Source organism: Actinomadura nitritigenes (genome assembly GCF_017573545.1).
Classification (GTDB): Bacteria; Actinomycetota; Actinomycetes; order Streptosporangiales; family Streptosporangiaceae; genus Spirillospora; species Spirillospora nitritigenes.
Map to the genome: position 1 here is coordinate 35092 of NZ_JAGEOK010000033.1, position 24864 is coordinate 59955.

Annotated in this window: 20 protein-coding genes and 1 pseudogene; 10 read left to right on the forward strand and 11 right to left on the reverse strand. The window is 71.6% G+C overall.

Annotation, left to right across the window (positions count from 1 at the left end):
• The first annotated feature begins 304 nt into the window (after positions 1 to 304).
• Positions 305 to 2074 carry a glycoside hydrolase family 15 protein gene (locus J4557_RS38375; RefSeq protein WP_208271721.1) on the forward strand — a complete coding sequence of 590 codons (1770 nt, stop codon included), beginning with the start codon at positions 305 to 307 and terminating at the stop codon, positions 2072 to 2074.
• Complete coding sequence (locus J4557_RS38380; RefSeq protein WP_208271722.1) at positions 2071 to 2553, forward strand: hypothetical protein; 483 nt, start codon at positions 2071 to 2073, stop codon at positions 2551 to 2553. The genes J4557_RS38375 and J4557_RS38380 overlap by 4 nt, the downstream gene beginning before the upstream one ends.
• Before the next feature lie 64 nt (positions 2554 to 2617).
• On the opposite strand, the gene J4557_RS38385 is transcribed toward J4557_RS38380, so the two are convergent.
• The 5 genes from J4557_RS38385 to J4557_RS38405 form a co-directional block, all read right to left on the reverse strand.
• Positions 2618 to 3490 carry an alpha/beta fold hydrolase gene (locus tag J4557_RS38385; protein ID WP_208271723.1) on the reverse strand — a complete coding sequence of 291 codons (873 nt, stop codon included), beginning with the start codon at positions 3488 to 3490 and terminating at the stop codon, positions 2618 to 2620.
• The gene (locus J4557_RS38390; protein ID WP_208271724.1) at positions 3490 to 4851 is read right to left on the reverse strand and encodes a dihydrolipoyl dehydrogenase family protein; all 1362 of its coding nucleotides are present in this window, start codon (positions 4849 to 4851) and stop codon (positions 3490 to 3492) included. Before J4557_RS38390 ends, J4557_RS38385 begins: the two co-directional genes overlap by 1 nt.
• Positions 4852 to 5000: 149 nt before the next feature.
• Complete coding sequence (locus J4557_RS38395; protein ID WP_208271725.1) at positions 5001 to 5768, reverse strand: SDR family NAD(P)-dependent oxidoreductase; 768 nt, start codon at positions 5766 to 5768, stop codon at positions 5001 to 5003.
• Positions 5769 to 5775: 7 nt separating this feature from the next.
• Complete coding sequence (locus J4557_RS38400) at positions 5776 to 6801, reverse strand: alcohol dehydrogenase catalytic domain-containing protein (protein ID WP_208271726.1); 1026 nt, start codon at positions 6799 to 6801, stop codon at positions 5776 to 5778.
• Positions 6798 to 7415: a VOC family protein gene (locus J4557_RS38405; protein ID WP_208271727.1), complete on the reverse strand. Its 618-nt coding sequence runs from the start codon at positions 7413 to 7415 to the stop codon at positions 6798 to 6800. The genes J4557_RS38400 and J4557_RS38405 overlap by 4 nt, the downstream gene beginning before the upstream one ends.
• 172 nt (positions 7416 to 7587) lie before the next feature.
• Between J4557_RS38405 and J4557_RS38410 the strand changes: the two genes are divergently transcribed.
• Genes J4557_RS38410 through J4557_RS38420 form a run of 3 tightly spaced genes read left to right on the forward strand, consistent with a single transcriptional unit; the run spans position 7588 to position 10507 of the window.
• Complete coding sequence (locus J4557_RS38410; RefSeq protein ID WP_208271728.1) at positions 7588 to 8238, forward strand: muconolactone Delta-isomerase family protein; 651 nt, start codon at positions 7588 to 7590, stop codon at positions 8236 to 8238.
• 41 nt (positions 8239 to 8279) lie between these two features.
• Positions 8280 to 9791 carry an MFS transporter gene (locus tag J4557_RS38415; protein WP_208271729.1) on the forward strand — a complete coding sequence of 504 codons (1512 nt, stop codon included), beginning with the start codon at positions 8280 to 8282 and terminating at the stop codon, positions 9789 to 9791.
• Complete coding sequence (locus tag J4557_RS38420; protein ID WP_208271730.1) at positions 9788 to 10507, forward strand: SDR family oxidoreductase; 720 nt, start codon at positions 9788 to 9790, stop codon at positions 10505 to 10507. The genes J4557_RS38415 and J4557_RS38420 overlap by 4 nt, the downstream gene beginning before the upstream one ends.
• A gap of 4 nt (positions 10508 to 10511) precedes the next feature.
• Here J4557_RS38420 and J4557_RS38425 read toward each other — a convergent pair whose 3' ends face one another.
• The 3 genes from J4557_RS38425 to J4557_RS38435 all read right to left on the reverse strand — a co-directional run bounded on the left by J4557_RS38425 (position 10512) and on the right by J4557_RS38435 (position 15022).
• Positions 10512 to 13319, reverse strand: coding sequence for an AAA family ATPase (locus J4557_RS38425; RefSeq protein WP_307800449.1), 2808 nt, complete (start codon positions 13317 to 13319; stop codon positions 10512 to 10514).
• Positions 13320 to 13430: 111 nt separating this feature from the next.
• Positions 13431 to 13847 carry an STAS domain-containing protein gene (locus tag J4557_RS38430; RefSeq protein WP_208271732.1) on the reverse strand — a complete coding sequence of 139 codons (417 nt, stop codon included), beginning with the start codon at positions 13845 to 13847 and terminating at the stop codon, positions 13431 to 13433.
• A 131-nt stretch (positions 13848 to 13978) separates the two neighbouring features.
• Complete coding sequence (locus J4557_RS38435; RefSeq protein WP_208271733.1) at positions 13979 to 15022, reverse strand: alpha/beta fold hydrolase; 1044 nt, start codon at positions 15020 to 15022, stop codon at positions 13979 to 13981.
• A 396-nt stretch (positions 15023 to 15418) separates the two neighbouring features.
• Between J4557_RS38435 and J4557_RS38440 the strand changes: the two genes are divergently transcribed.
• On the forward strand, positions 15419 to 18181 hold the full coding sequence (locus tag J4557_RS38440) for an ATP-binding protein (protein ID WP_208271734.1): 2763 nt from the start codon (positions 15419 to 15421) through the stop codon (positions 18179 to 18181).
• A 290-nt stretch (positions 18182 to 18471) separates the two neighbouring features.
• The gene (locus tag J4557_RS38445; RefSeq protein ID WP_208271735.1) at positions 18472 to 19815 is read left to right on the forward strand and encodes an epoxide hydrolase family protein; all 1344 of its coding nucleotides are present in this window, start codon (positions 18472 to 18474) and stop codon (positions 19813 to 19815) included.
• Between the two features lie 262 nt (positions 19816 to 20077).
• On the opposite strand, the gene J4557_RS38450 is transcribed toward J4557_RS38445, so the two are convergent.
• Positions 20078 to 20464: a cupin domain-containing protein gene (locus J4557_RS38450; RefSeq protein WP_208271736.1), complete on the reverse strand. Its 387-nt coding sequence runs from the start codon at positions 20462 to 20464 to the stop codon at positions 20078 to 20080.
• 324 nt (positions 20465 to 20788) lie between these two features.
• Entirely contained in the window at positions 20789 to 21484 is a 696-nt protein-coding gene (locus J4557_RS38455) for a type 1 glutamine amidotransferase domain-containing protein (RefSeq protein ID WP_208271737.1), read from the reverse strand.
• Positions 21485 to 22110: 626 nt separating this feature from the next.
• Between J4557_RS38455 and J4557_RS38460 the strand changes: the two genes are divergently transcribed.
• Positions 22111 to 23112: a DUF8094 domain-containing protein gene (locus J4557_RS38460; protein WP_208271738.1), complete on the forward strand. Its 1002-nt coding sequence runs from the start codon at positions 22111 to 22113 to the stop codon at positions 23110 to 23112.
• A gap of 190 nt (positions 23113 to 23302) precedes the next feature.
• Here the strand turns inward: J4557_RS38460 and J4557_RS38465 are convergent, their stop codons facing one another.
• Complete coding sequence (locus tag J4557_RS38465) at positions 23303 to 23449, reverse strand: hypothetical protein (RefSeq protein WP_208271739.1); 147 nt, start codon at positions 23447 to 23449, stop codon at positions 23303 to 23305.
• 424 nt (positions 23450 to 23873) lie between these two features.
• Here J4557_RS38465 and J4557_RS38470 point away from each other — a divergent pair.
• Positions 23874 to 24590, forward strand: a pseudogene (locus tag J4557_RS38470) (aldo/keto reductase); the annotation flags it as partial.
• A 58-nt stretch (positions 24591 to 24648) separates the two neighbouring features.
• Positions 24649 to 24771, forward strand: coding sequence for a hypothetical protein (locus tag J4557_RS52285; RefSeq protein ID WP_372442579.1), 123 nt, complete (start codon positions 24649 to 24651; stop codon positions 24769 to 24771).
• The last annotated feature ends 93 nt before the right edge of the window (positions 24772 to 24864 follow it).

Sequence of the window (24864 nt, forward strand, 5' to 3'; positions counted from 1 at the left end):
GATGTTGGAGGGTGTCCAGCCGAGATCTCGTCCAGAGGACGTGTCCGGTGGGTCATGCGTCGGTGAGCACCACGCCGTGTCTGCAGGAAGACGGCCCTAGTGATGCTGGCGAGCCTGGGTATGTCGCTGATGAAGGCGGTGCTGTGGGGTATGGGGCGAGCATCGGCCCTCTGCGTCTGCGCCGGGGGCGTGGCGGCGCCAAAGCATGTCGGTGGGCGAGTTGATGCTTGGGGGGAAGGTGGTGATGGGCGCGTCTCCAACGCGGCGAGGCACCATCCGGTCGCCGGGGCGCCGTGAAGACTACGTGCCGCTGCGTGACTACGCGGCGATCGGCGATGGCCGAACCGTCGCTCTGGTAGCGACCGACGGGTCGGTGGACTGGCTGGCGATGCCGGACCTGGATTCGCCCACGGTGTTCGCCGCCGTCCTGGACGCGCGCCGCGGAGGGCGTTTCGCGCTGGAGCCGACGGTGGCGTACCAGGCCGAGCGCCGCTACCTGCCGGAAACGAACGTGGTCGAGACGACGTTCACGACCGATCGAGGGGTGGCCCGGATCACCGACGCGATGGCGCTGCCCGATACGAGCCTCTCCCCGCTTCGCGAACTGCAGCGCCGGATCGAGGGGTTGTCGGGAAGCGTGCCGATGCGCTGGTGCCTGTCGCCGCGTTTCGGTTACGGCGCGGGTGCGCGCATAGGTCGGCGGTCAGGTGTACCCGTGGCCTCGTCAGGAGCGGATGCGCTGGCGGTGCGCGCGTGGGAGGCCGGGGAGCCGTCCTGCACCGAGGAGACGATCAGCGGCGGTTTCGAGACCCGGCCCGGATCCCACGCGTTGATCGACGTGTCGTTCGCCCACCAGGATCCGCTGGTCTTTCCCGCACGGGCCGAGTGTGAGGCGCGCCTGGAACGTACGTGTGCGGAGTGGCGGCGATGGCTGGACGGGCGCGCCTGCCGCGGGCCCTGGCGGGAGGCGGTCGCGCGCAGCGCGCTGGCGCTGAAGCTGCTGGTGTTCGCCCCGTCCGGCGCGGTCGCGGCGGCGGCGACGTCCTCGCTTCCCGAGCAGATCGGCGGCGAGCGCAATTGGGACTACCGCTTCTCCTGGATCCGGGACTCCGCGTTCACCTTGGACGCCTTCCTGGGACTGGGGTGCCCGCGCGAGGCTCGCGCCTACTTCTGGTGGCTGATGCACGCCACGCAGCTGACCCACCCGCTCCTGCGCGTGCTCTACCGGCTGGACGGCGGCGCGCACGTACCCGAACGGACGCTGCCGCTGGAGGGCTATCGCGGGTCGGCGCCGCCTCGGGCCGGGAACGCCGCCGCCGGTCAGTTGCAGCTGGACACCTACGGGGAGCTGCTGCAGACCGCGTGGCTGTACGCGACGGCGGCCGGACGGCTCGACACCGACGTCGCGTGGCGCCTGGCCGAGATGGCCGACCTGGTGTGCCGCACCTGGCGCTCGCCGGACGCCGGGATCTGGGAGGTGCGCAGCCCGCCGCGGCATTTCACCCAATCGAAGATGATGTGCTGGGTGGCGCTCGACCGTGCCGTGCGCCTGGCCGACAAAGGACTGATCCCCCGCGGCCACGCCGACCGCTGGCGGCGGCAACGGCAGGCGATCAGGGACTTCGTCGAAGCCCACTGCTACAGCGACCGCCGGCGCAGCTACGTCCGCGCCGCCGGCGGTGAGGACGTGGACGCGAGCCTGCTGCTCGGCCTGCTGCACGGCTATGCCGACCCGCGCCAGGCACGGATGCGCGGCACGATCGAGGCCATCGGCCGCGACCTCCTCCACGGCCCCTATGTCCAGCGCTACGGCGGCGAGGACGGCCTGCCCGGCACCGAAGGCGCGTTCCTGGCCTGTTCCTTCTGGTACGCCGAGGCGCTGGCCCGCTGCGGCCGCCTCGAGCAGGCCGCAGAGCTGATGGACCGGCTCGTCGCCCTCGCCAACGATGTCGGCCTCTACAGCGAGGAGATCGACCCGGTCACCGGCGCGTTCCTGGGGAACATGCCGCAGGCGCTCAGCCACCTCGCCCTGATCAGTGCCGCCTGCGCGATCAACGAGCAGGACCAGCGGTGAGCGTGTGGGCCGCCCTGGCGGGCGGGTTCGCCGGCACCTTCGTCCTGACCACCATGGTGCGGGCGGGCAGCGAGCTGAGGCTCACCCGGATCGACCTCCCGTTCCTGCTCGGCAGCGCCTTCACCACCGACCGCACCCGCGCGAAGGCACTCGGCTACCTGTTGCACTTCGTCTCCGGGCAGCTGTTCGCCCTCGGCTACTACGCGCTGTTCGTCGCCATCGATCACAGCGGCTGGTGGCTTGGGGCGATCTTCGGGGTCGCGCACGCCCTGTTCGCCGGCACCGCACTGGTCAGCATCCTGCTGCCCCTCGTCCACCCCCACATGGCCACCGACGTCACCAGCGCCCCCGACGTGGCGCTGCTGGAGACACCCGGCTTCCTCATGCTCAACTACGGCCTCGCGACACCCGCGGTCAGCCTCGTCGCCCACATCGCCTACGGCACCCTGGTCGGCGGCTTCGTCTCGCTGTCCCAGTAGGGCAGGGAACCTTCCGCTCGTAGCCGCCGCCGGTGCCCGCCTCCGGGACGTACGCCACGTGGCTTCACAACCGCGGGTCGTCGTCCACCAGCTCCTCCAGGAAGGCCCTGATGTGCCCGGCGGCCTCGTCGGCGCAGGTGTCGAGGACGAAATGGCCGCCGTCGAGCAGGTGCACCTGGGCGTCCGGGAGGTCGGCTCGGTAGTTGTCGGTCTCCTGCACCTGGAACGACGCGTCGTGACGTCCCCAGAGGACCAGCGTGCGGGGGCGGTGCTCGCTCAGCCACCGCTGCCAGACGGGATACGCCGCCACGTTCGTGCGGTAGTCGTAGAACAACTCCAGCTGGATCTCTGCCTGCCCCGACCGGCTCAGGAAGGCGTGCTCATCGGTCCACAGATCCGGGTCGTAGCGGTCGATCGCGGGATCGGTGCCGATGTGCCGAGTCCGGGTGGCCGCGAGGGAGAGGAAGTTCTCTCGCAGCGCCGGTTCGTTCGCGGCGCGGTCGTCCCAGAACGCGCGCCGGGTCCGCCACAGCGGGCCCAAGCCGCCCTCGTGCGCGACGGCGTTCTGGATGATGAGCGCGTCCAGCCGGTCGGGGCGGGCCAGGGCCATCCGGAACCCGACCGGGCCACCGTAGTCCTGCACGTAGAGCGTGTAGTGCTCGATGCCCAGGGCGTCGACGAACCGGGCCGTCACGTCCGCGAGGTGGTCGAAGGTGTAGGCGAAGTCGGCGGGCGCCGGTGCGCTGCTGTGCCCGAAGCCCGGATAGTCGGGCGCGATCAGCCGCCACCGGTCCGCCAGGCACTCCAGCAGCGGCTCGTACATCCGCGACGAGGAGGGAAAGCCGTGCAGCAGGAGGAGGACAGGGGCTCCGGCCGGGCCGGCCTCGCGGTAGAAGACGTCGAGGCCGGCCACGGTCACCGTGCGGTAGCGGGGCATCAGGGTGCTTCCTGCTGGTTCGTCCGTCCGGCCGCGGCGATCCGGCCGTGCAGGCCCTTGACGGCGGCGACGTAGATCTCCGAGAAGGTGGGGAACGGCTGGATGGTGTCGCGCAGCACCTCGACCGGGACCCGGGCGCGGATCGCCACGGTCGCCTGCTGCAACCACTCCCCCGCCTCGGGGCCGAGCGCGTAGGCGCCGGTGAGCACCCGGCCGTCGCTGAGGAGCGTGAGGAAGCCGTTGGCCTCCGCGTAGGCACGGGTGTAGGTGGCGGTCTTGGCCACCTCGGAGATCGGGACGGTGGCGCTGAACCGTGCCTCGGTCGCGCCCACCGACGCGGCCTGCGGGTCGGTGAAGACGACGCGCGGCACCGCCGTGTAGTCGGCCTCGCGGGGGTCGCCGAGGATGTTGTCCGCGACGACCTCGCCCTGGTACTTGCCGACGTGGGTGAGCATCCAGAGGCCCGTGGCGTCGCCGACGACCCAGATCCCCTCGGCGGCGCGCAGCCGCGCGTCGACCGGTATGCCGTGGTCCCCGGCGCTCACTCCGACCGTCTCCAGGCCGATGTCGTGCACGCGCGGGCGCCGGCCGGTGGCGACGAGCAGCTTGTCGCCGCGCAGTTCCCGGCCGTCGTCGAGGGTGAGGACGTAGTCCTCCCCCTCCCGCCGGGCGCCGACGGCCGCCGGGCCGAGCACGACCTCGATCCCGTCGCGGCGCAGCACCTCGCCGAGCGCCTCCCCCAGCGGTGCGGGCTCGCGCGGCAGGACGTGCCCGCCCTGCCCGGTCAGGACGACCTCGCCGCCCAGGCGCCGTACCGCCTGAGCCATCTCCACACCGACGGGGCCGGCGCCGAGGACGAGGAGCCGCCGCGGGACCGCCTTCATGCCGGTCGCCTCGCGGTTGGTCCAGACGCCCGACAGCTCCCGCAGCCCGGGAACGGGCGGGATGATCGGGGCCGCGCCGGTCGCGATGACGACGTGATCGGCGGTGTGGCGGGCACCGTCCACCTCGACGGCGCCCGGTCCGGCGAGCCGGCCGACGCCGCGCAGCAGGTCGATGCCGCTGGAGGCCAGCCACCTCTCCTGGCCCGCGTCGGAGTAGTCGGACACCATGAAGTCACGCCAGGCCAGGGCCTTCTCTGCGTCGACCTCGGCGGTGGCGAGCGCCTCCCGCGCACCGTGGACCGCTTCGCCCGGTCGCAGCAGCGTCTTCGAGGGGATGCACGCCCAGTAGGAGCACTCACCGCCGACCAGTTCCCGCTCCACCAGGGCGACGCGCAGACCGCCCTCGGCAAGAGCGCCGGCACAATGCTCCCCCGGCGATCCACCGCCGATCACGATCACGTCATAGTCGTTGCTCATTGCTCTGCCTTCTGTTCGTTTCGGAGCGGGACATACCGGCCCCCGGTGCTCGCACCGGGGGCCGGGGATCACCGACCTCGGCGATGCCGGCGGCGGCTCATTCGCCGCCGGCATCCGGCTTCGTGGACGCGCGTTCGCGCAGGCGCGGGCTACCAGGTCTGGTCGCCGGCGCGCACCAGCATCTCGTTGACGGCGACCCGCCGCTCGCGCGTGACGATGTAGCAGATCGCGTCGGCGATGTCCTCCGGCCGCAGCGCTTCGATGCCCGCGACCTGCCGGCGCGCCGCGTCCCGGACGGTGTCGCTGAGATGGTCGACCAGTTCGGTGTCCGTGGTGCCGGGCTCTACGACACTGACCCGGACACGTTCGCCGACCAGTTCCTGGCGGAGCGACTCCGCGAACCCGTTGAGGCCGAATTTGGTCAGGTTGTAGACGCTGCTGCCGGGCCGGGCGACCCGGCCCGCGGTCGAGCTGATGTTCACCAGGTCCGCCACCTGCCGCGGGGAGGTCGAGGCCGCGTAGATCAGGTGCGGGAGGGCGGCGTGGGTGACGTGCAGCAGAGCCGTCACGTTGAGCGAGACCATGCGGTCCCACTCCTCCAGGGTGGTGTGCAGCGCCGGGTTGAGGAGCATGAGCCCGGCGTTGTTGACCAGGACGTCCAGGCGGCCGAGCCGGTCCAGCGTGCTCTGCACCGCGTCCTCGGCGCGGTCCGGGTCGGTGATGTCGGCCTGCACCGCGACCGCGTGGCCGCCCAGCTTCGCGATGTCGTCCGCGACCTGGTCCAGCTGGTCGCCGCGGCGGGCGACCAGGGCGACCGCCGCACCCTCACGGGCGAGGCGGCGCGCGGTCGCGGCGCCGATGCCGCTACTGGCACCGGTGACCAGCGCGACGGCTCCGTCCAGCGGCTGATCGGACATGACTGCCTCACTCTCTGGTGTCGAGGACGGCACGGAACCGGGCCTCGCCGGAGACCATGCGGTCATACGCCTTCGGGGCCTCGCTCAGCGGGAACACCTCGTTGTGGGAGCGGACGCCGTGCTCGAGGGCGAACCGCAGGTTGTCCTCGTTCTCGATGGCCGTGCCGGTCACGCTGCCGAACACGGTGCGGCCGCCGAAGATGAGATCGGTCGTCGCCACCTGGATCGGATCGGGCGCGGCTCCGACGACGACCAGCTGGCCCCGGGGCGCGAGTCCCGGGATCAGAGGCGACATCGAAGCGCCCGACGCCGCGGTGGCGACGATGACCGCTGCTCCCCCGAGCGCCTGCAAGGCGGCACCCGGATCGGCCGCGGTGCTGTCGATGTAGTCGTGCGCGCCGAGTTCGGCCGCGAGCCGCGCCTTCCCGGTGCCCCGCGCGATGGCGACGACCCGGTGGCCGAGTGCCCGGGCGTACTGGACACCGAGGTGGCCGAGGCCGCCGATGCCCTGCACCGCGACGAGCGAGCCCGGGCGGGCCGGTGCCGACAGCAGCGCGTTGTACACGGTCAGGCCCGCGCACAGCAGCGGCGCGCCGGCCGCCGCCTCCAGGTCGGGCGGGATCCGCACCAGGCCGGTCGCCCGCGCGTACGTCACCTCCGCGTACCCGCCGTCGACGCCGGTGCCGGTGCGCGGCTGGTCGGAGCAGTTGACGAAGTCTCCGCGCCGGCAGAAGTCGCACGCGTTGTCCTGGCCGCCGAGGAACCCCACGCCGACGCGCTCGCCGACCCGCCACGCCGGGCCGACGCCGTCGCCGACGGCCTCGATCACCCCGATGATCTCGTGGCCGGGAACGACCGGGGCCGAGGGGTCGGGCCGCCGCCCCTCGACGGCGAGGACGTCGGTGTGGCAGACCCCGCAGGCCTCGACGCCGATCCGCACCTGGCCCGGCGGGGGCTCGTGCCGCCGGCGCTCGACCATCTCGAACCGTCCCCGGCCGGTGACGGTGACGGCACGGTAGGCGCCCGTGGTCATGACGGCAGCCCGGTTCCGGCCTGCTCGCGGACCATGTAGTCGGCGTACCAGTCCGGCCAGTCCGGGTCCTCGGCGCCGATGCGCGCCTCGTGCTCGCCGTGCGCGGCGGCGGCCCGGCGCAGCGCCGCCGCCAGGTCCGCGGCCGAGGAGAACGCGGTGACCGCCGGGTCCAACCGTCCCGGGAGGCGGGTGGTGATCTCCTGCAGGACCCAGCCGTTGCCGTCCGGGTCGCTGAACGACAGGAACGAGCCGTAACTGCCGCGCTGCGGGTCCGGACCGGGCACCCGGGCGTCGGTGCCGGCGTGATGGAAGACGCCACCGGCGTCGTGGAACACCTCGCTCGGCGCGGCGCCCAGCCGAGCGAGTTCCTCGTGCGCGGCGGTGATGTCGTCGACGATCAGGTGCAGGCCCTGGGCCGAGCCCGGCGCCTGCGCGGTGACCGAGGTCCCGAAGATGACCGACGCCGGCGACCCGGGCGGAGTCACCTGCACCACCCGGAAGTCCGCGCCGGTCGCGACGTCGGCGTCCAACCGCCAGCCCAGCCCCGTGTAGAAGTCCTTGGCCCGGTCCACATCCGAGACCGGCACCACCACGACCTCGAGCTTCATGTCCATGATCTACGCCTCCTGCGTTCGATGGGGATCTCCACAACGCAACGCTCGCGCGACCGGCCGCCCGGTCGCGCCAGGGAGTGTCCCTGGGTCCCGGGGAGCCAGGGACACTCCCTGGCGCGAGGACCTCCCGCCGGGCCGACCGTGGAAGGACCGACGAAAGGGAAGGTTGGTCATGGAAAGCGAGTACCTGGTCGAGATGACAACGCACGTGCCCGAGGGCACGCCGGCGCACGAGGTGGCCGACGTTCGGGCGCGGGAGGCCGCGAACACCCGCGAGCTGGCCGCCCGGGGACGGGTCCTGCGCCTGTGGCGTCCCCCGCTCGGGCCGGGCGAGTGGCGCACGATCGGGCTGTTCACCGCCGACGGCCCCGACGACCTGGAGCGGACGCCGGCCTCGATGCCCCTGCGCGTCTGGCGGACCGACGAGGTCACAGAGCTGGCCGCGCATCCCAACGACCCCGGACGCGGCGAAGTGCCGCGCGCGGCGGGCGGTGCGGAGTACCTCGTCACGTTCATCGTCGATGTGCCGGACGCGGCGAGCCCGCGGATCGTCGACGAGATGCTCGCCCGCGAGGCGGCCCGCGCCCGGGAACTGGCCGCGGAGGGCCTCCTCGCCCGCCTGTGGACGCTGCCGGGCCGGGGCCGCAACCTCGGCCTCTGGCAGGCGGTGGAAGCCGGCCGGCTGCAGGAGATCCTGCGGGCGCTTCCGCTGGCCGACTGGCTCACCACCGAGACCGTGCCGCTGACGCGCCACCCCAGCGACCCGGCCGTCGCCGAAGAACCCCCGGCTTCCACCGGCTCGGCCGGCACCCCGGCGGCATGACCCCCCTTCATGCACACCACGTTCCCCAGGAGGGAAGGACCATGACCGCAGACCTCAACGCGGGCACAGCGGGCCCGGGCGCCGCCGTGGCACCCGTCCGGCTGCGCACCACGGCCGGTACGGCGCTCATCGCCGCCACCGTGCTCGCCTCCATGGTCGGCTTCCTGGACGCATACATGATCAACGTGGCCGTACCCGCGATCGGCCGCGACCTGCACGCGAGCGTCGGCGAACTGCAGTGGGTGCTGACCGGCTACCTGATCACGGTCGCCGCGCTGCTGCTGCTCGCCGGTGCGCTCGCCGACCGTTTCGGACGGCGGCGGGTCCTGGTGGCCGGACTCCTGGTGATGCTCGTCGCGTCGGTGTGCTGCGCCGCCGCACCTACGGCGCCGGCGCTGATCGCGGCCCGGCTGGTACAGGGCGCAGGCGGAGCCCTGGTCGTGCCCAGCAGCCTCGCGCTGCTCAACGGGACCTTGCGGGCCGCCGACCGCGCTCGCGGCATCGGGATCTGGGCCGGCATCTCGACGCTCGGCACCACCGTCGGGCCCTACGGGGGCGGGTGGCTGATCGACCATGCCTCGTGGCGCTGGGTCTTCCTGCTCAACCTGCCGCTCATCGCAACCGCGCTGTGGGTGCTGCGCCATGTTCCCGCAGGCACCGGCGCTCTACGGCCCCTGTCGCTGGACATCGTCGGCGCGCTGCTCGCCGTGGTCGGCTTGGGGGGCGTCATCTACGCCCTGACCGCGGGGCCGGAGTCGGGGTGGACGACCGCGCCCGTGGTGGCATCCGGAGTGCTCGGGCTGGTGTGCTCGGCAGCGCTGGCGCCCGTCGAACGGCGCCTGCGACGGCCGATGCTGCCGACATCGCTGTTCCGGTCGCGGCCGTTCACCGCGATCAATGCGGCGACCGTGCTGTTCTACGGCGCGTTGGCCGCCGCGGCCTATCTGGTCGTCCTGCAGTGCGAGCTCCGGCTCGGCTACAGCGCGACCGCGGCCGGAGCGGCGCTGATCCCCGAATCCGCGGTGTTCCTCCTGGTCTCCCCCCTGGTCGGCGGCCTGGTCGCCAGGGTCGGGACGCGGTGGCCGATGGCCGTCGGCATTCTCGTGGTGGCCGGCGGGTTCTGCTGGTTGTCGGCCGCCGGGCCCGGCGAGCCGTACGCGCGGGCGATCCTGCCCGGCGCGGTCCTCTGGGGCCTCGGGATCGGGCTGACCGTCGCCCCGCTCACCGCGGGCGTGCTCGCCGCCGTCGACGACGGCGACCTGGGCGAAGCGGCGGCCGTCAACGACGCCGCGTCCCGCGTCGGCGGCGTCGTCCTGGTCGCGCTCGTCCCCGTCCTTCTCGGGGCCGGCGGCGCACACGACCTGGCCGGGCCGCTGGCCGCGCATTACCGGTTCGCGATGCTCGTCATGGCCGGCCTCGGCGCGGCCGGCGCCGTCCTGGCCGCCGTGTTCGTCCCGAGCCGCCGCATCACCGGACGGCACACCGCCCCCGCTCCGCGGCTGCACGCCTGCGCCGTGCCGGAGCCCACGACGTCCGCAAGGAGAGAGCAGTGAACGATCTTTCGGCGAGCACCGTCGTCATCATCGGTGGCACCTCGGGCATCGGGCTGGAGACCGCGCGGCGAGTGCACGCCGTCGGCGGGAAGCTGGTCATCACCGGCCGTGACCGGGAACGACTCCGCTCCGTCCGGGACGAGCTCGGATCCGCGACCGCGGTGCTCGACCTGGGCGACGCCGAGGGGCCGGCCCGGTTCTTCGGCGAGCTGCCCGCACCGGTCGACCATGTGCTGGTCAGCGGAGGCGGCCCGTTCTACGCCCCGATCGCCGAGATGGACTTCGACCGGGCACGGGACGTACTCGACGAGCATCTGCTGGGATCGCTGCGCATCGTGCGGGAGTGCGCGGCACGTGTCCGTCCCGGCGGATCGCTGACCCTCATCAGCGGCACCCATGCCCGCCGCCCCGGCGCGGGGTTGAGCCTCGCGGCCATCGCGGCCGCCGCGCTGCCCGCCATAGCGGCGAATGCCGCCCTCGAGATCGCCCCCGTCCGGGTCAACGCGATCGCCGCCGGGTTCGTCGACACCCCGCTGTCGGCTCGCCTGCTCGGCGACGGGCTGGAGCGGCGCCGGGAGCAGCTGCGCGCCACGCTCCCGATCCGCCGGGTCGTCGGACCGGCGGACGTGGCCGCGCTCGCCCTGCACCTCATGGCCAATACCGCCCTCACCGGGGCGACCTACGACGTCGACGGCGGCCAGCAGCTCATCCCCTGAGCCTTCACTGCGGTACGGACTCGGGCTCGCCCCCGAGGTCGGCGTCGCGGAGCTGCCTGCGGGAACCGATCCCGAGCTTGGTGAAGATCTTGCGGAGGTGCCACTCGACCGTGCGCGGGCTCAGGAACAGGCGGGCGCCGACCTCCGGGTTCGACAGGCCGTCCCGGACGAGGAGAGCGATCTGCCTTTCCTGCTGCGTCAGTTCCGCGTTCGCCGGGACCTCGTTCTTGCGCTTGCGGACGCTCTCGCCGGTGGCGAGGAGCTCGCGGCGGGCGCGCTCGGCGAACGCCTCCATCCCGATCGCCGCGAACATCTCGTACGCCGTGCGCAGGTGGGTCCGCGCCTCGGCCCGCCGGCGGTTCCGCCGCAGCCACTCGCCGTACAGCAGGTGGGCGCGCGCCAGCTCCGGGCGCAGCAGCGTCCGCTCCAACCGCTCGATCGCCTCGCGGTAGAGGCCGTCCGCGTCGGCGCCCTCGCTCAACAGCGCCCGGCAGCGGGCCAGCACCCCTTGTGCCCAGTCGGTGCCGCACGGCTCCGTCGCGTCCGCCAGCTCTTCCAGCGCACCGTGGGCGGTCGTGCCGTCTCCGGCCCGCGCCGCGGCCTCGACGAGCTCGGGCAGCACCCACTGGACGGTGCACATGTCGGCGCCGCTGACGCTGGACCGGGCCGCCGGCAGCGCCTCCCCGTAGCGGGCCAGTCCGTTGTAGAGGATCGCCGCCGCCCACTGGGCGACCACGACCCCGTTCAGCTGGCCGTCCGCGCCCGCCCATCCGATCGTGTCGGCGATCAGCGCCTTCGCCCCGGTCTCCTTGCCCTGCATCGCCATCAGCACGAGCTTGGTGTGCTGCGCGATGGGCATGCCCGTCGCGGCGGCGACGGACTCGGATTCGGCGACGATCCCGGCCGCCGCGGCGAACTCACCGGCGAACAGGGTCATGATCCCCAACGATGCCAGGTAGATGGGGAGCACGGTGAGCGCACCGGCCGCGCGGACCACCTCGGCCGCCCGGGCGTACGTCTCGTGCATCGCCCGGTCGTCCCAGATGACGCAGCTCACACCGCAGGCCGCCCAACCCCACTTCAGCAGATCCTGCACGGGATAATCCCGGAGCGCGGCCATCGCCCTTCGCAGTGTGGGCAGTGCGGCACTACGGCCTTCAGTGACCAGCAGCGCGTAACCCTCGAGGACGAGGGTCAGGGGCCGCGGACCGTTTTCTGGAGGGGGGAGTCTCCGCAACGCCCGCGAGATCGCCATGACGCTGTCCCGGTCCCCGGCGGCGAACGCCGCGGTGCCCCACGCGAGGAGATAGGTCTCCCGCGCGAGGTCCAGATCGTAGGGTTCGAGCCGTTGTGCGGCCGCCAGCATCATCGGCGGCGCCTCGTTGTTGAAGCCGGCCGCGAACGTGATGTGCCCTCGGACCAGGTGAGCCCGCACGCGTTGGAAGTCGTCTTGGGCATTCCGGTCGGCGATGTGGACGAGCCTGCGTGCGGCGTCGAGGTCGCCTGCCCGGAGGCTCGCGTCCGCGGCCGCCAGGGCGCGCTCGGTGCGCTGCGAGGTCTCGGTCGTCAAGGCCACCGACCGCTGCAGGAACGCCGCCGCCGCGGCCAGCCCGCCCCGCGCCTGCGCACGGCCGGCCGATCGCTCCAGTTCCGCGGCGACCGCCTCGTCCGGTCCGGCGGTGGCGGACGCGAGGTGCCAGGCCCGGCGGTCCGGGTCGGCCTGCGGATCGGTGACCTCCGCCAACGCCGAATGCACCGCTTGGCGGTCCTTCTGCTCCGCCGACCCGTAGACCGCCGACCGTACGAGCGGATGACGGAAGACCACGCGTACGTCGAAGACCAGCAGCCCGTCCATCTCGCTCAGCAGAGCGGTCGACGGCGCGATGCCGAGCCGTTCGGCGGCCCGCCACACCAGGGCGATGTCGCCGGTCGGTTCGGCGGCGGCGAGCAGCAGAAGCAGCCGGGCCCGCTCGGGGAGACTCCGGATCCGGTCGAGGAAGCTCTGCTCGATCCGACCGGGCAGGGGATCGGTGTTCAGCAGACCGAATCCGCCGGCCACCTCGGTCAGGCTCAAACCGCGCGGCAACTCCAGCAGAGCGAGCGGATTGCCCTTGGTCTCCGCGATGATCCGATCGCGGATGCGCCGATCGAGCCGGGCCGGGGTCACCGAGTCCAGCAGGAGGTGGGAATCGGCGCTGTTCAGACCGGTGACCTCCAGTTCCGGGAGCCCGAGAAGCTCCTGGGAGCGCTCCCGTGAGCCGAACACCAGCGCGACCGACTCGGCCAGCAGCCGACGCGCCACGAACCCCAGCACCTGTGCCGAAGACCGGTCCATCCACTGCGCATCGTCCACCACGCACAGCAGCGGACGCTCCTCCGAGGCGTCCGACAACAGACTCAGCACCGCCAGCCCCACCAGGAACCGCTCCGGAGGCGCCCCCGCCCGCATGCCGAACACCGTCTCCAACGCATCGCGCTGCGGAGAAGGAAGAGCACCCAACCGGTTCAGCAACGGCGCGCACAGCTGGTGCAACGTCGCGAACGCCAACTCCATCTCCGATTCCACACCCACCGCCCGCAACACCTGCGCGTTCCCCGCCGCCACACCCCCCGCATACTCCAGCAGCGCCGACTTCCCCACTCCGGCCTCACCGTGCACCACCAGCACGCGGCTCTCACCCGTACGAACAGCCGCCACCATCTGATCGAGTTGAGCGCACTCCGACCCGCGCCCGAGCAACCCGACGCCGTCACCGCGCCCGGCGCCCCGCCTACCTGAAGCCACCACCCACCCGCCTTCGTCGCAGTTCACTCTGCATACACCCCGGTCGAGCCGGAGCCAAGCGATAACTCCAGAACACCCCATTGTTCACGTACGGCCGCCTTACCAGAAGACAGTGATCTCGACGGCCGATGGGCGCCGCTACGGTTCCTCTCCGGGCATCTCCCAGCCGACCAGGCGCATGGCCCTGCGGGCGACAGCCGGAACCTCGTACATCCACAGGGACCGGCCGCGGCGGATCAGTTCCTGTTCGGCTTGGCGGAGGAGCAACAGGTTGCCGACGTCGATGAAGTCGAGACCGCCGAGGTCCACGTGCAGGTCCTGGGCACTGGAGGCGATGGCGGCCTGCAGGGCGGTGGCGAGCAGGTCGCGCCCGGAAAGGTCGGCCTCGCCCTCCAGGTGCATCAGCAGCGGGCTCGCACGCGTGACGATGCGCAGGAGCCCGTCCCTGACCTCGGAGATGCCCGGAAGGGGATCGGGCAGGCCCAGGGCGGTCGCCTCGAAGGCGGCCTTTTCGGGTGAGAGCGGCGGCGTGTGGAGATCAGCGTAGGGAATCATGCTCACCAGTCTTCTCACCGTCCCATGACCTCGCGCCGGGGGAAGTCCCTGGCCGATGCCCGGGCATCAGCCGACAGGGGCATCCCCAGGACCGCCCGACTCCCCAGGGGTCAGACTGCTTCCTGCGCCGTTCAGCCGCTCACGGCAAGGCGGTCGGCGTCGATGACGGCCTGAGCGAATCCCTCCGGATCCTCCTGCGGGACGTTGTGGCCGACGCCGAACTCCCGGTGGTCGTAGGGGCCGGTGAATCTACTGCGATACGCCGAGCCGCTTCCTGCCGGGGTGAACGGGTCGTCCCTTCCGTCGATCGTGATCGCGGGAACGGAGATCGCCGGAGCCCGCTGCAAGACACGTTCCAGGTCGGCGTACTCCGGCTCACTCGGCGCGAGGCTCAGGCGCCAGCGGTAATTGCCGATGACGATGGGGACGTAATCGGGGTTGTCGAACGCCGCCGCGGTCCGCTGGTACGTCTCTTCGGAGAAATTCCATGTCGGCGAGTTGAATTTCCACACGAACCGGCCGAAGTCGTAACGGTATCGGGTCAGTCCCGTCACGCCCCGCTCGGTGGCGAAGTAGTACTGGTACCACCACGCGTTCTCCGCCATGGGAGGCAGCGGCTCGAGATTGGCGGCCAGGTTCGTGATCAGGTAGCCCGTGACGGACACCAGGGCCCTGCAGCGGTGCGGCCACAGGGCGGCGATGATGTCGGCGGTCCGGGACCCCCAGTCGTAACCGGCCAGGATCGCCTTGCGGATGTGCAGCGCGTCCATCAGCGCGACGATGTCGAGCGCGAAGGCGGCCTGGTCGGCGTTGCGCGGCGTCTCGGCGGACAGGAACCTGGTCGTGCCGTAGCCCCGGAAGTACGGCACGATCACCCGGTAGCCCGCCGCCGCGAGCAACGGCGCGACGTCGACGTAGCTGTGGATGTCGTACGGGAAGCCGTGCATGAGGATGACCGGCCGACCGTTCGCGGGCCCGGCCTCGGCGTACCCGACGTTCAACACGCCCGCCTTGATCTGCTTCACCGGGCCGAAGGACCCGCGGGTCGCACGCCTCGCCGGCGCCGGCGCACCGAGCGGTCGCCCGGCGGCCGGGTCGGCGAGACCGAAAGGAGTGAGCGCCGCCGCGCCGGCGGCGACACCCAGGAAGTGCCGTCGGTCAGGGGTGAAGTCCATGAGGGGCCTCCTTAGGCCGGGTTCGCTGCTTCGTCCCGCCAGGCTTCGATCCCTGGCTTGGGCCGGTACCACCATCGGATCTCCACCGGGCTCATCGCGCCCGTGACCGTCCCTGGCACGGGCCCTGGGACGCATGGCGGTGCACGCGGGCGACGGGACCGGTTGTCCACCCACGGCCACCGGCGCCGATCGCCCTCCGGCGCCTTGCCGACCAGCACGCCCCATGTAAAGATCAACCGTTGTCCGTGACTTCGCGATCCGATGGGTCGAAGGAGCAGGGAGGCCCTGTGGGGGACATGGCGAGCCTGACGTCGGCGGAACGGCACCCTGCTCTTCGGCGGACGCGGGAGCGCACCGCCAGCCACCGTCCGCCGGCGCCCGCGGCCATCACCTGACATGAGCCGGGATCGGCGGCTCCGCCGCAAGACTCGTCTGGTCGACCGCCAGGACGAGCGGGAAGTGCTCGCCGAGTTCCTCAAGGCCGTTCGGGGCGGAGAGAGCCGCGCCCTGGTGCTCCGCGGGGATCCCGGGGTGGGCAAGACCGCGCTGCTGGAGTACCTCGGCGAGCAGGCCACGGGCTGCCGGGTCATGCGCGTGGCGGGCGTCCAGTCGGAGGTGGAGCTGGCGTTCGCGGGCGTTCATCAGCTCTGCCTGCCGATGCTGGACCGGCTGGACCGGTTGCCGGCTCCTCAGCGGGACGCGTTGCAGGTCGCCTTCGGGCTGGCCGAGGGCCCTGTGCCGGAGCGGTTCCTCGTGGGACTGGCGGTCCTCAGCCTGCTGTCGGAGGCGGCGGAGGAGCAGCCGCTGATCTGCGTGGTCGACGATCAGCACTGGATCGACCGTGCTTCCGCGCTCTCGCTGGGATTCGTCGCGCGGAGGCTGGGAGCGGACCCCGTCGGAATAGTGTTCGGAACCAGAAGTCCCAGGGACGAGCTGGCCGGCCTGCCCGAGCTGCATGTGACCGGTCTGCCGGAGGCCGATGCCCGGATCCTGCTGGAGTCCGCACTGCACGGGCCGCTGGACGAGCAGGTGCGCGACCAGATCGTCGCCGAGACGCGCGGCAATCCTCTGGCGCTGCTGGAACTGCCGCGCGGCCTCACCCAGACTCAGCTGGCGGGCGGCTTCGGGCTGCCGGGCGTCGTGTCGCTGTCGGCGCGGATCGAGGACAGTTTCCGCCGCCAGCTGGAGGCGCTACCACCCGAGTCGCGCCGGCTCCTGCAACTGGCGGCGGCCGAACCCTCCGGCGACACCTCGCTGGTATGGCGCGCCGCCGATCGGCTCGGGATCGCGATCCAGGCCGAGACGGCGGGGCTTGCGGAGTTCGGCGCGCAGGTGAGCTTCCGGCACCCCATGCTGCGCTCGGCCGCCTACCTGTCGGCCCCCGAGCACGACCGCCGCGCGGCGCATCTCGCCCTCGCCGAGGTCACCGACCGGACGATCGATCCCGATCGCCGGGCCTGGCACCTCTCCCAAGCCGCGACGGGACCGGACGAGGAGCTGGCGGACGACCTCGAGCAGTCGGCGATGCGCGCCCAGGCACGCGGCGGGCTCTCGGCGGCCGCGGCGTTCCTGCAGCGCGCGGCGGCGCTGACCGTGGACCCGTCCCGTCGTGCCGACCGCATGCTGGCGGCGGCACAGACCCACGTGCAGGCGGGCGAGTTCGGCACGGCTCTGGAACTGCTCGCGATGGCACGGGTCGATCCGCTCGACGAGCTGCAGAGCGCCCGGATCGACCTGCTGTACGCGGAGATCGACTTCGCCTCCGGGCTGGGCGGCGAGGCCCCGGCGCTGCTGTTGAAGGCGGCCCGGCGCCTGGAGCCCCTCGACGCCGATCTGGCTAGCGACACGTATCTGACGGCGTGGCTCGCCGCTCTCCTCGCCGGCCGGTCGGCGACCTCAGCGGATCTGGCCGAGGTGTCGGCCGCCGTCCAGGCCCGCACGCCGCCGGCGCACCCGCTGGGGCTTCCCGAGATCCTCCTCTCCGCCCTCACCCTCCTCGTCACCCGGGGGCCCGCCACGGCCGCGCCCGTCCTCCGGGAGGTGGTGGAGCGCTTCACCGCGACCGGCATCCCCGCCAAGGACGATCTGCAGTGGGGCTGGTTCGCCCAAGCCACCGCCAGCGCCCTGCTGGACTACACCCCCTGGCGCACGATCCTCGAACGGCAGGTCCATGTCTGCCGCGAGGTGGGCGCGCTCGACCGCCTTCCGGTCATGCTGGGGGCGCTCGGAACGGCGACCGTGTGGAGCGGCGACTTCGCTGCGGCCGAGCTGCTGGACGCCGAGGCCGACGCGGTGTGCGAGGCGACGGGCAGTCCCGCCGCCCCCTACACGGCGCTGGCACTGGTGTGCATGCGGGGCGACGAGGCCAACGCCGTCCCGCTGATCGAAACGGTGATCAGCGAGGCCACCGCGGGCGGGCAGGGCATCGCGGTGGCCTATGCGAACTGGACGGCCGCCATCCTCTACAACGGGCTCGGCCGGTACGGCGAGGCGCTCGCCGCCGCGACGGCGTCCAGCGAGGACGCCCCCGGCCTGTACGTCTCGCTCTGGGCACTGCCCGAACTCGTCGAGGCCGCGGCGCACAGCGGCGAGACCGGGATCGCACGAGACGCGCTGTCGCGATTCGCCGCCGCCTCCCGTGCGGTCGGGGCCGATTTCGGATTGGGGCTCGAGGCCCGCTGCCGCGCGCTGCTGAGCGAGGGCGAGCTCGCCGAAGACCTCTTCGCCGAGGCGATCGAGCGGCTCGCCCGCACCCCGCTCCGCCCCGAGCTCGCCCGCGCCCACCTGCTGTACGGCGAGTGGCTCCGCGGCCAGGACCGTCGCGCCGATGCCCGCACCCAGGTGCGCACCGCCCACGAGCTGTTCGCGGACCTGGGCATGGCCGCGTTCGCCGAACGCGCCCGGCGCGAACTGCTGGCCACCGGTGAACGTGTACGGCATACCGTCGAGGCCGCCGGTGCCCTGACCGCCAAGGAGGCCCTCATCGCCAGGCTGGCGCGTGAAGGCCGCACCAATTCCGAAATCGGAACCCAGCTGTTCATCAGCGCCCGCACGGTCGAATGGCACCTGCGCAACATCTTCAGCAAGCTCGGCATCGCCTCCCGCCGGGAACTCGGCGCCGCTCTGGCCGAGCAGAAGCGCGCGTTGCCGTCGGCATAGCCTTCGCCCTTCGACCGGCGTCGAGAACGGGCTGAGCCGTTCGGCGGAGGACGGCGCAGCCGCCGTGCCCTGCCCAGGAGGAGCCGGTCCAGGAGGGCCCGAGGACGCCCCAGTAGGGGCCCAGGGACGGCCAGGGTGGCCCCAGGGACGCTCACCGGCGCAACGCACCCCATCGCCACGCGACCGTGATCAGTGTCAGGACGCGGCCGGCCTGCCCAGCGGAGGCACGGGGCCTCGCGTCAGGTTCGGCGGTTCGAACCACGTCCCCACCCCCCTTCACAGGAGTTCCCATGGCCACGAACGAGAAGAGCGACCAGATCAGCACCGACCGCCGCGTGTTCCTGGGGCTCGCCGCCGGGGTCGCCGTCGGCGCCCAGCTCGGGATGCCCGGGCGGGCTCTGGCCGCAGCGCCCGATCCGGCGGCGGCCGGAGCCGCCCTCGACCTCGACGAGCAGGCCACCGGCGTCCGTCCCTTCCGCATCAGCGTCCCGCAGAAGGAGATCAACGACCTCCGGCGGCGGCTGAGGGCGACGCGCTGGCCGGACAAGGAGACCGTCGGCGACCGGTCCCAGGGTGCCCAGCTCGCGAAGCTCCGCCCGCTCGTCGAGTACTGGGCCACCGGCTACAACTGGCGCGGTGTCGAGGCGAGGCTCAACGCCCTCCCCCAGTTCATCACCCGGATCGGCGGGCTGGACATCCAGTTCGCGCACATCCGCTCCACGCACGCCGACGCCCTGCCCCTGCTCATGACGCACGGCTGGCCGGGCTCCATCATCGAACTGCTGAAGGTCATCGGACCGCTGACGAACCCGACGGCCCACGGCGGGCGCGCCGAGGACGCCTTCCACCTGGTCCTTCCGACCATGCCCGGCTACGGCTTCTCGGGCAAGCCGACGACGACCGGCTGGAACCCGGCCCGGATGGCGAAGGCGTTCCACGAGCTCATGCTCCGGCTCGGCTATCCGCGGTACGTGTCCCAGGGCGGCGACTGGGGCGCGATCATCTCCGAGGTCCTCGCGACCCAGGGCCCCAAGGGACTCCTCGGCATCCACGTCAACATGCCCGGAACCGTGCCGGCGGACGTCCTCCGGCACCTGCGCAACTTCGACCCCGCACCCGCCACGCTGTCGGCCCGCGAGAAGATCGCCTACGACCGGCTGCTGCACTTCTACCGCGACGGCTTCGGCTACGCCGCGATGATGAACCAGAGCCCGCAGACGATCGGCTACGCCCTCGCCGACTCCCCGGTCGCGATGGCGGCCTACTACTACGACAAGATCGCGGAGTGGACCGACAGCGGCGGCGAGCCCGAGAAGGTCCTCACCTACGACGAGATGCTCGACGCCATCTCGCTCTACTGGCTGACCAACACCGGGGCATCGTCGTCCCGGTCGTACTGGGAAGGCGCACAGGCCGGCGGCGGCCCGTTCAACGCCGTCGACATCCCCACTGTCCCGGTCGCGGTCACGGTGTTCCCCGGCGAGATCTACCGCGCGCCACGGAGCTGGGGTGATCGGACCTTCGGCAACCTCATCTACTGGAACGAGGTCGACAAGGGCGGCCACTTCGCCGCATGGGAGCAGCCGCAGCTCTTCTGCCAGGAGATTCGTGCGGCCTTCAAAACGCTTCGCTAGGTAAGTTGTCGCCTGGGGCGCTCGCGGGCGCCCCAGGCGCGGAGACGCACGGCGGCCTGCTCGTCTCCCCCGCAGGAAAGCCACAACATCGCGACGCGCATCCGCCCACCGTCACCGCCGCATCGGTAGACCGCTCATCGGGAGGAGGCTGCGTCTGCGACGCCGGCCACTCCACTTCATCGACGCGGACCACGGCGAGACTTTCGCCGATTCTGATCGACTGGCTTTCTGCGCCTGGTCGCGAGGGTCTTCCGAGAACGGCTCACCGGCGCCGCGGGTCGTCTTCGGGGTCTACGTAGTCGAGGCTGATCGGTCCCATCGCCGTCACCTGAGTCACGTACTCGCCGGATCGCGCCCAGTGGAAGTGAGGCGTGCCGCCGGGCAGGACGATGACCGCTCCCGGCGGGTACGCCCGCAGTTTCCCGGCGTCGAACCTCTCGCCTAGGCCGATGTAGAACACGCCGGACACAACCGTGTAGACACGGTCCTCGTGGTGCCTGTGGGGCATCAGCCTGACGCCGGACGGCACCTTGACCCGGACCACGTACGGTGCAGGCTCCGCCGGACGACCCACGACGACGGCGAGGCGGGCCGTCGGCGGGAACGCAGGAAAGGGCCTCCAGTCGATGTCCTCGGGCAGAACCGGCATGAGGACCGCCTGGTCGTCCGGCTGGTGAGTGTTCATCGTCGCGAACCTCCGCCTCGAAGAGGGACTGCCTCCGCCCGGGTGCCGGCTTCCCTCCAGGGCACGGCCCACTGCACCAGTGCGATCCCGGGCCCGGCTCGGCCCACGTTCCGACCGTGATCACGTCTCAGCGTGGGTCGGGCTGCCGTCTTCCTCGGGCCAGACCTTCGACATCTGCAACCGGGTCAGGCCCGGGAGCAACAGCGACGCAGCCCCCGCTGCGCCCGCGACCGGCCTCGGCCAACTCCACACCATCGGCAGGGGGACCTTGGCCGGTCGCGGACGCCGTCACACGAGGATCTTCAGCAGTCGGTCCGCCAGGATCTGGGCCGAGTGGGGGTTCTGCCCGGTGATCAGGTTGCGGTCCTCCACCATGTACGGCTCCCAGATCGGGCCGCGGCTGAACTCGACGCCGACCTTCTCCTTCAGCTCGTCCTCCAGCAGCCATTGGCATCGGGAGGCCAGCCCGACGGCTTCCTCCTCCTCGTTGGTGAAGGCGGTCACCCGGTAGCCCTTGAAGGGCGACTCGCCGTGGATCCGGGTGGCCAGCATCGCGGACGGGGCGTGGCACACGATCGCCAGCGGCTTGCCCGAGGCGAGCGCCGCCGTCAGCAGCCGACCCGCGTCGGCGTCGAAGGCGAGATCCTGCATCGGGCCGTGGCCGCCGGGCAGGTAGACCGCGTCGTAGTCCTCCAGGCGGGCGTCGGACAGCTTCAGCGGCCGCCGCATCACTTCGGCGGACCGGATGATCTCCTCCAGCTCGAGAGCCCCCTGCTCACCGCCCGCCATCGAGGGACGCAGGCTCATCATGTCGACGTTCGGCGTCGTCCCTCCGGGGGTCGCCACCACGACCTCGTGGCCGGCGTCCGTCAGCGCCTTGTAGGGCATCGCGAACTCCTCGGCCCAGTAGCCGGTGGCGTACCTCGTTCCGTCCTTCAGCACCAGGTACGTCGCCCCTGACACCACGAAAAGCACCTTCGCCATCACGTTCTCCTTCTCGTACCCGCCCACGTGGGCGGAGCTGTTCGAAGCACCGGCACTGGTGGCCGTGCGGCTCTTCCGCTCTCTCGTGCCTGATTCGAGGCTCGCCCTCCGGGGGCCGACGTCGCGCCCGTGAAGAACCCTGGCCGACTCCCCTGGGACGGGGGCCAGGCCGACACCCGGGTCACTGGCCTCCAGACGACCCGGCTGGTATCGCCGATGAGCTACCTGGACCACGGGTGGGTCCTGCATGGGCCGACGGCGCCAGGCCAGGCTTGGGAACGCGTCGATGACCTCGCTGTGAGCCGCCGAGGGCTGCGTACCCGCCAACCGACGGCGTAAGCCGATGGTCTTCTGGAGCAGTTGGAAGACCACGAAACCCGACACGGCCCGGCGGACCGACCGGACCAGCACGGTGTACTGACCACGAACGCACATCGATGCTTGCAAGCGATCGGGCGGCGGGGTGAACAGTTGGCCGGCGTCGTTCATGGGCTCGGTGTGGACGACGAGGACCGGTTCGTGAGGGAGCCCGCGAGGCCCCGCCCGGTTGCGACCTACTCCAACACGCGCACTGTCATCTCTGGAGGCCGTCGACCACGTGCGGCCCGGCAAGACCGGAGCACGAGATGCCAGACACGAAGCAGCCGCCGAGGGTTCGACTCCATGTCCTGATGGGGGCCGCCGTCCTCGGAACGCTCGCCACCGGATGCGGCGCCAGTGCCGCCGACGGGCACGAGCACACGACCGGCCCCCGGACCTCGCCGAGCCGGCAGCCCGCGGTCACGGCGGTGACCGAAGCGCAGGCAAAGGCCATTTTCGCCAATTACCAGAAGGTCAACAACCGGGCGAACGCGCAGGTCTCCGACGCGCTGCTGCGCTCCAACGAGACCGGCCCCATGCTCGAGGTCGATCTGGCGGGCAACAAGCGGATCCGGGCCAAGCAGGAAAAGAAGATTCCCGCTTTCTTCTACCGGAACGCCCACTTCTTCATCCCGCACACCACGGGCCCCGCGTGGTTCGTCGTCACGGCGACGTCGACCGAGGGCGGGGAGACCGAGATGCTCGTGTTCGTGGACACCGGAGGCGGCTCCTACAAGGCGACCGCCGGCCCATGGCTGGCGAAGGGCCAGAAGTTCCCGGTGATCGCCCGCAACGCCGACGGCTCGGCGACGGCCGTCACGACGGGAGCCGCCCTCGGTGTCGGTACCAAGGTCTCCGACTACCTGAGCGCGGCGGCGCTCGGCAAGCATCCCGCCGGGCTCGCCCCGGGGCCGCTCACCTCGCAGCTCGGCAAGAGCTGGGCCAAGTCGGTGAACAGGACCAACGGCGGACACCGGTGGTCGGGAGGGACGGGCTGGAAGGCCCGCCCCCAGCCCGTCTACGCGCTCAAGACGGCCGACGGCGGAGCTCTGGTCGTGAGCATCTCCATCCAGTCGGAGACCTACACGGCGATACGCCCCGATGTCTGGTTCCGGCCCGACCAGGTCTTCTTCGGGCTGGGCCCCGAGCGCTACTACACCCGTTTCTCGGGTGACCGCCTGTGGGAGTTCGCCACCCACGTCCCGCCCACCGGCCCGGCCTCCGTCCTCGCCAGCGCCACCCACGCGATATCGGCGACCGGTAGCTGACGGCGGCACGTCCGGCCGTCTCGTGGCCGGCGTCCTCAGAGCAGCACGTCATCTACCAAGATCTGGGCTGCGGGGAGCGTCAGGAAGGCGGCGGACAGGACGTGGAGGTTGCTGCCCTTCTTGGCGCGATCTACCGAATGAACTCGGGGTTTGCGATACCGGGTCGAACCGGTGGCCTCTTCGGTGTGAATCACCGGCCATGTCGGCCGTGCCGCCGGACCACGACGATCCGCGCGACCACGAGCACGAGCAGCAGCACCACAACCCCGATCGCGATCAAAACCTTGTGGAGAGTCGTAATGTGAGCGGCCAGTTCACCGGCCAACACTTCCATCATGAGCAGCATCCTTCCCGCCGAGCACTTCTTCTACCTCGGCATCTCCCGCCGCCCAGTGCCCACGAGTTTTTGGCATCATTTAGTACTTTCGTGATGTTTCTTGGTGCAGATCGGTGCAATCCGTGCAGACGACAGGAACTCCGATAACGTTCTGCCGACCCCGGATCTGTCGCGTGCGTCCCGCATACGCGTGAGTGATCTCGCGACCGCTCCCGATACGTCACCGAAGCGACCGAGCCGCGGCTCGGAAGGCTTTGTGACCCTGGACGGCACGCCCATGCCGATCGCCCGGCCGGCCCTCGGGGAGCATTCCGGCCCGATGACCTGCCGTGTTCGGGCTGTGGCGGGTTCCGCGGAGCAGCTCGGGTAGGTGGCGCCGCAGGTGGGACTCACCGGAGGGCGCAAAGGATGGAGACGGTAGAGCTTGGCCGCACTCGGCTGCGCGTCACGCCGATCGCGTACGGCACATGGCAGTTCGGCCGGGGAATGGGGCGAGGTCGACGAGCGGTCGGCGATCGAGAGCATCCACCACGCCCGCGGCCTGGGCGTCAACATCTTCGACACCGCACAGGGATACGGGTTCGGGACCGCGGAACGCCTGCTGGGGAGGGCGCTGGCCGGTGAGATGGACCAGGTGGTCATAGCCACCAAAGGTCGGCTGCGCATGGACGGCGACACGCTGGTCCGCGATTCCAGCCCGACATGGATCCGGCGCGGTGTGGAGGAGAGCCTGGACGCGCTGGGGATCGACCCCATCGACCTGTATCAGGTCCATTGGCCCGACCCGAGGACACCGCCGGCGGAGACCGCGGCGGCGCTGTGGGACCTGGTCGACGAGGGGCTCATCGGCCATGTCGGTGTCTCGAATGTCGACGCCGGGCAGTTGCGTGCCTTCTCGGCCGAACGGCAGGTCGAGGCACTGCAATCGCCCTACCGTCTGCTCCTGCGCGATATCGAGGCCGATGCGCTGCCCTATGCCGCCGAGCACGACCTGGGCGTACTGGCCTACGGCCCCTTGGCGCACGGGCTCCTGGGCGGCAGGCTCACGGAGGACACGACCTTTCCCGCGAACGACTGGCGGTCGGCCAGCCCGGATTTCACCGGGGACGCGTTCCGCCGCAACCTGCGGGTGGTCGACGAGCTTCGTCGCTTCGCGCAAGAGCCGGGGAGCCACCGTCGGGCAGCTCGCGGTGGCGTGGGTGCTGGCGCACCCCGCCGTCCAGGTCGCCATCGTCGGCTCCCGGCGCAAGGCCAACCTCGAGCAGACCGTCGGCGCGCTGGACGTCCGGCGCCCACCGGTGCGCCGGGGACGGTGTAGGTGATCTTTGCCGTTGTTTTCGCACGTCGATCGGATATCGGGCCGGGTGCCGGGTAGCTCTGCGCGCAGGAGGGCGTCGTGCCGGACTCGTCACGCG

Bases quoted from the DNA above. Each gene is read 5' to 3' on its own strand.
- J4557_RS38385 (WP_208271723.1), bottom strand. From the start codon at position 3,490: ATGCCCCGCTACCGCACGGTGACCGTGGCCGGCCTCGACGTCTTCTAC.
- J4557_RS38390 (WP_208271724.1), bottom strand. From the start codon at position 4,851: ATGAGCAACGACTATGACGTGATCGTGATCGGCGGTGGATCGCCGGGG.
- J4557_RS38395 (WP_208271725.1), bottom strand. From the start codon at position 5,768: ATGTCCGATCAGCCGCTGGACGGAGCCGTCGCGCTGGTCACCGGTGCC.
- J4557_RS38400 (WP_208271726.1), bottom strand. From the start codon at position 6,801: ATGACCACGGGCGCCTACCGTGCCGTCACCGTCACCGGCCGGGGACGG.
- J4557_RS38405 (WP_208271727.1), bottom strand. From the start codon at position 7,415: ATGGACATGAAGCTCGAGGTCGTGGTGGTGCCGGTCTCGGATGTGGAC.
- J4557_RS38410 (WP_208271728.1), top strand. From the start codon at position 7,588: ATGGAAAGCGAGTACCTGGTCGAGATGACAACGCACGTGCCCGAGGGC.
- J4557_RS38415 (WP_208271729.1), top strand. From the start codon at position 8,280: ATGACCGCAGACCTCAACGCGGGCACAGCGGGCCCGGGCGCCGCCGTG.
- J4557_RS38430 (WP_208271732.1), bottom strand. From the start codon at position 13,847: ATGATTCCCTACGCTGATCTCCACACGCCGCCGCTCTCACCCGAAAAG.
- J4557_RS38435 (WP_208271733.1), bottom strand. From the start codon at position 15,022: ATGGACTTCACCCCTGACCGACGGCACTTCCTGGGTGTCGCCGCCGGC.
- J4557_RS38440 (WP_208271734.1), top strand. From the start codon at position 15,419: ATGAGCCGGGATCGGCGGCTCCGCCGCAAGACTCGTCTGGTCGACCGC.
- J4557_RS38445 (WP_208271735.1), top strand. From the start codon at position 18,472: ATGGCCACGAACGAGAAGAGCGACCAGATCAGCACCGACCGCCGCGTG.
- J4557_RS38450 (WP_208271736.1), bottom strand. From the start codon at position 20,464: ATGCCGGTTCTGCCCGAGGACATCGACTGGAGGCCCTTTCCTGCGTTC.
- J4557_RS38455 (WP_208271737.1), bottom strand. From the start codon at position 21,484: ATGGCGAAGGTGCTTTTCGTGGTGTCAGGGGCGACGTACCTGGTGCTG.
- J4557_RS38460 (WP_208271738.1), top strand. From the start codon at position 22,111: ATGCCAGACACGAAGCAGCCGCCGAGGGTTCGACTCCATGTCCTGATG.
- J4557_RS38465 (WP_208271739.1), bottom strand. From the start codon at position 23,449: ATGATGGAAGTGTTGGCCGGTGAACTGGCCGCTCACATTACGACTCTC.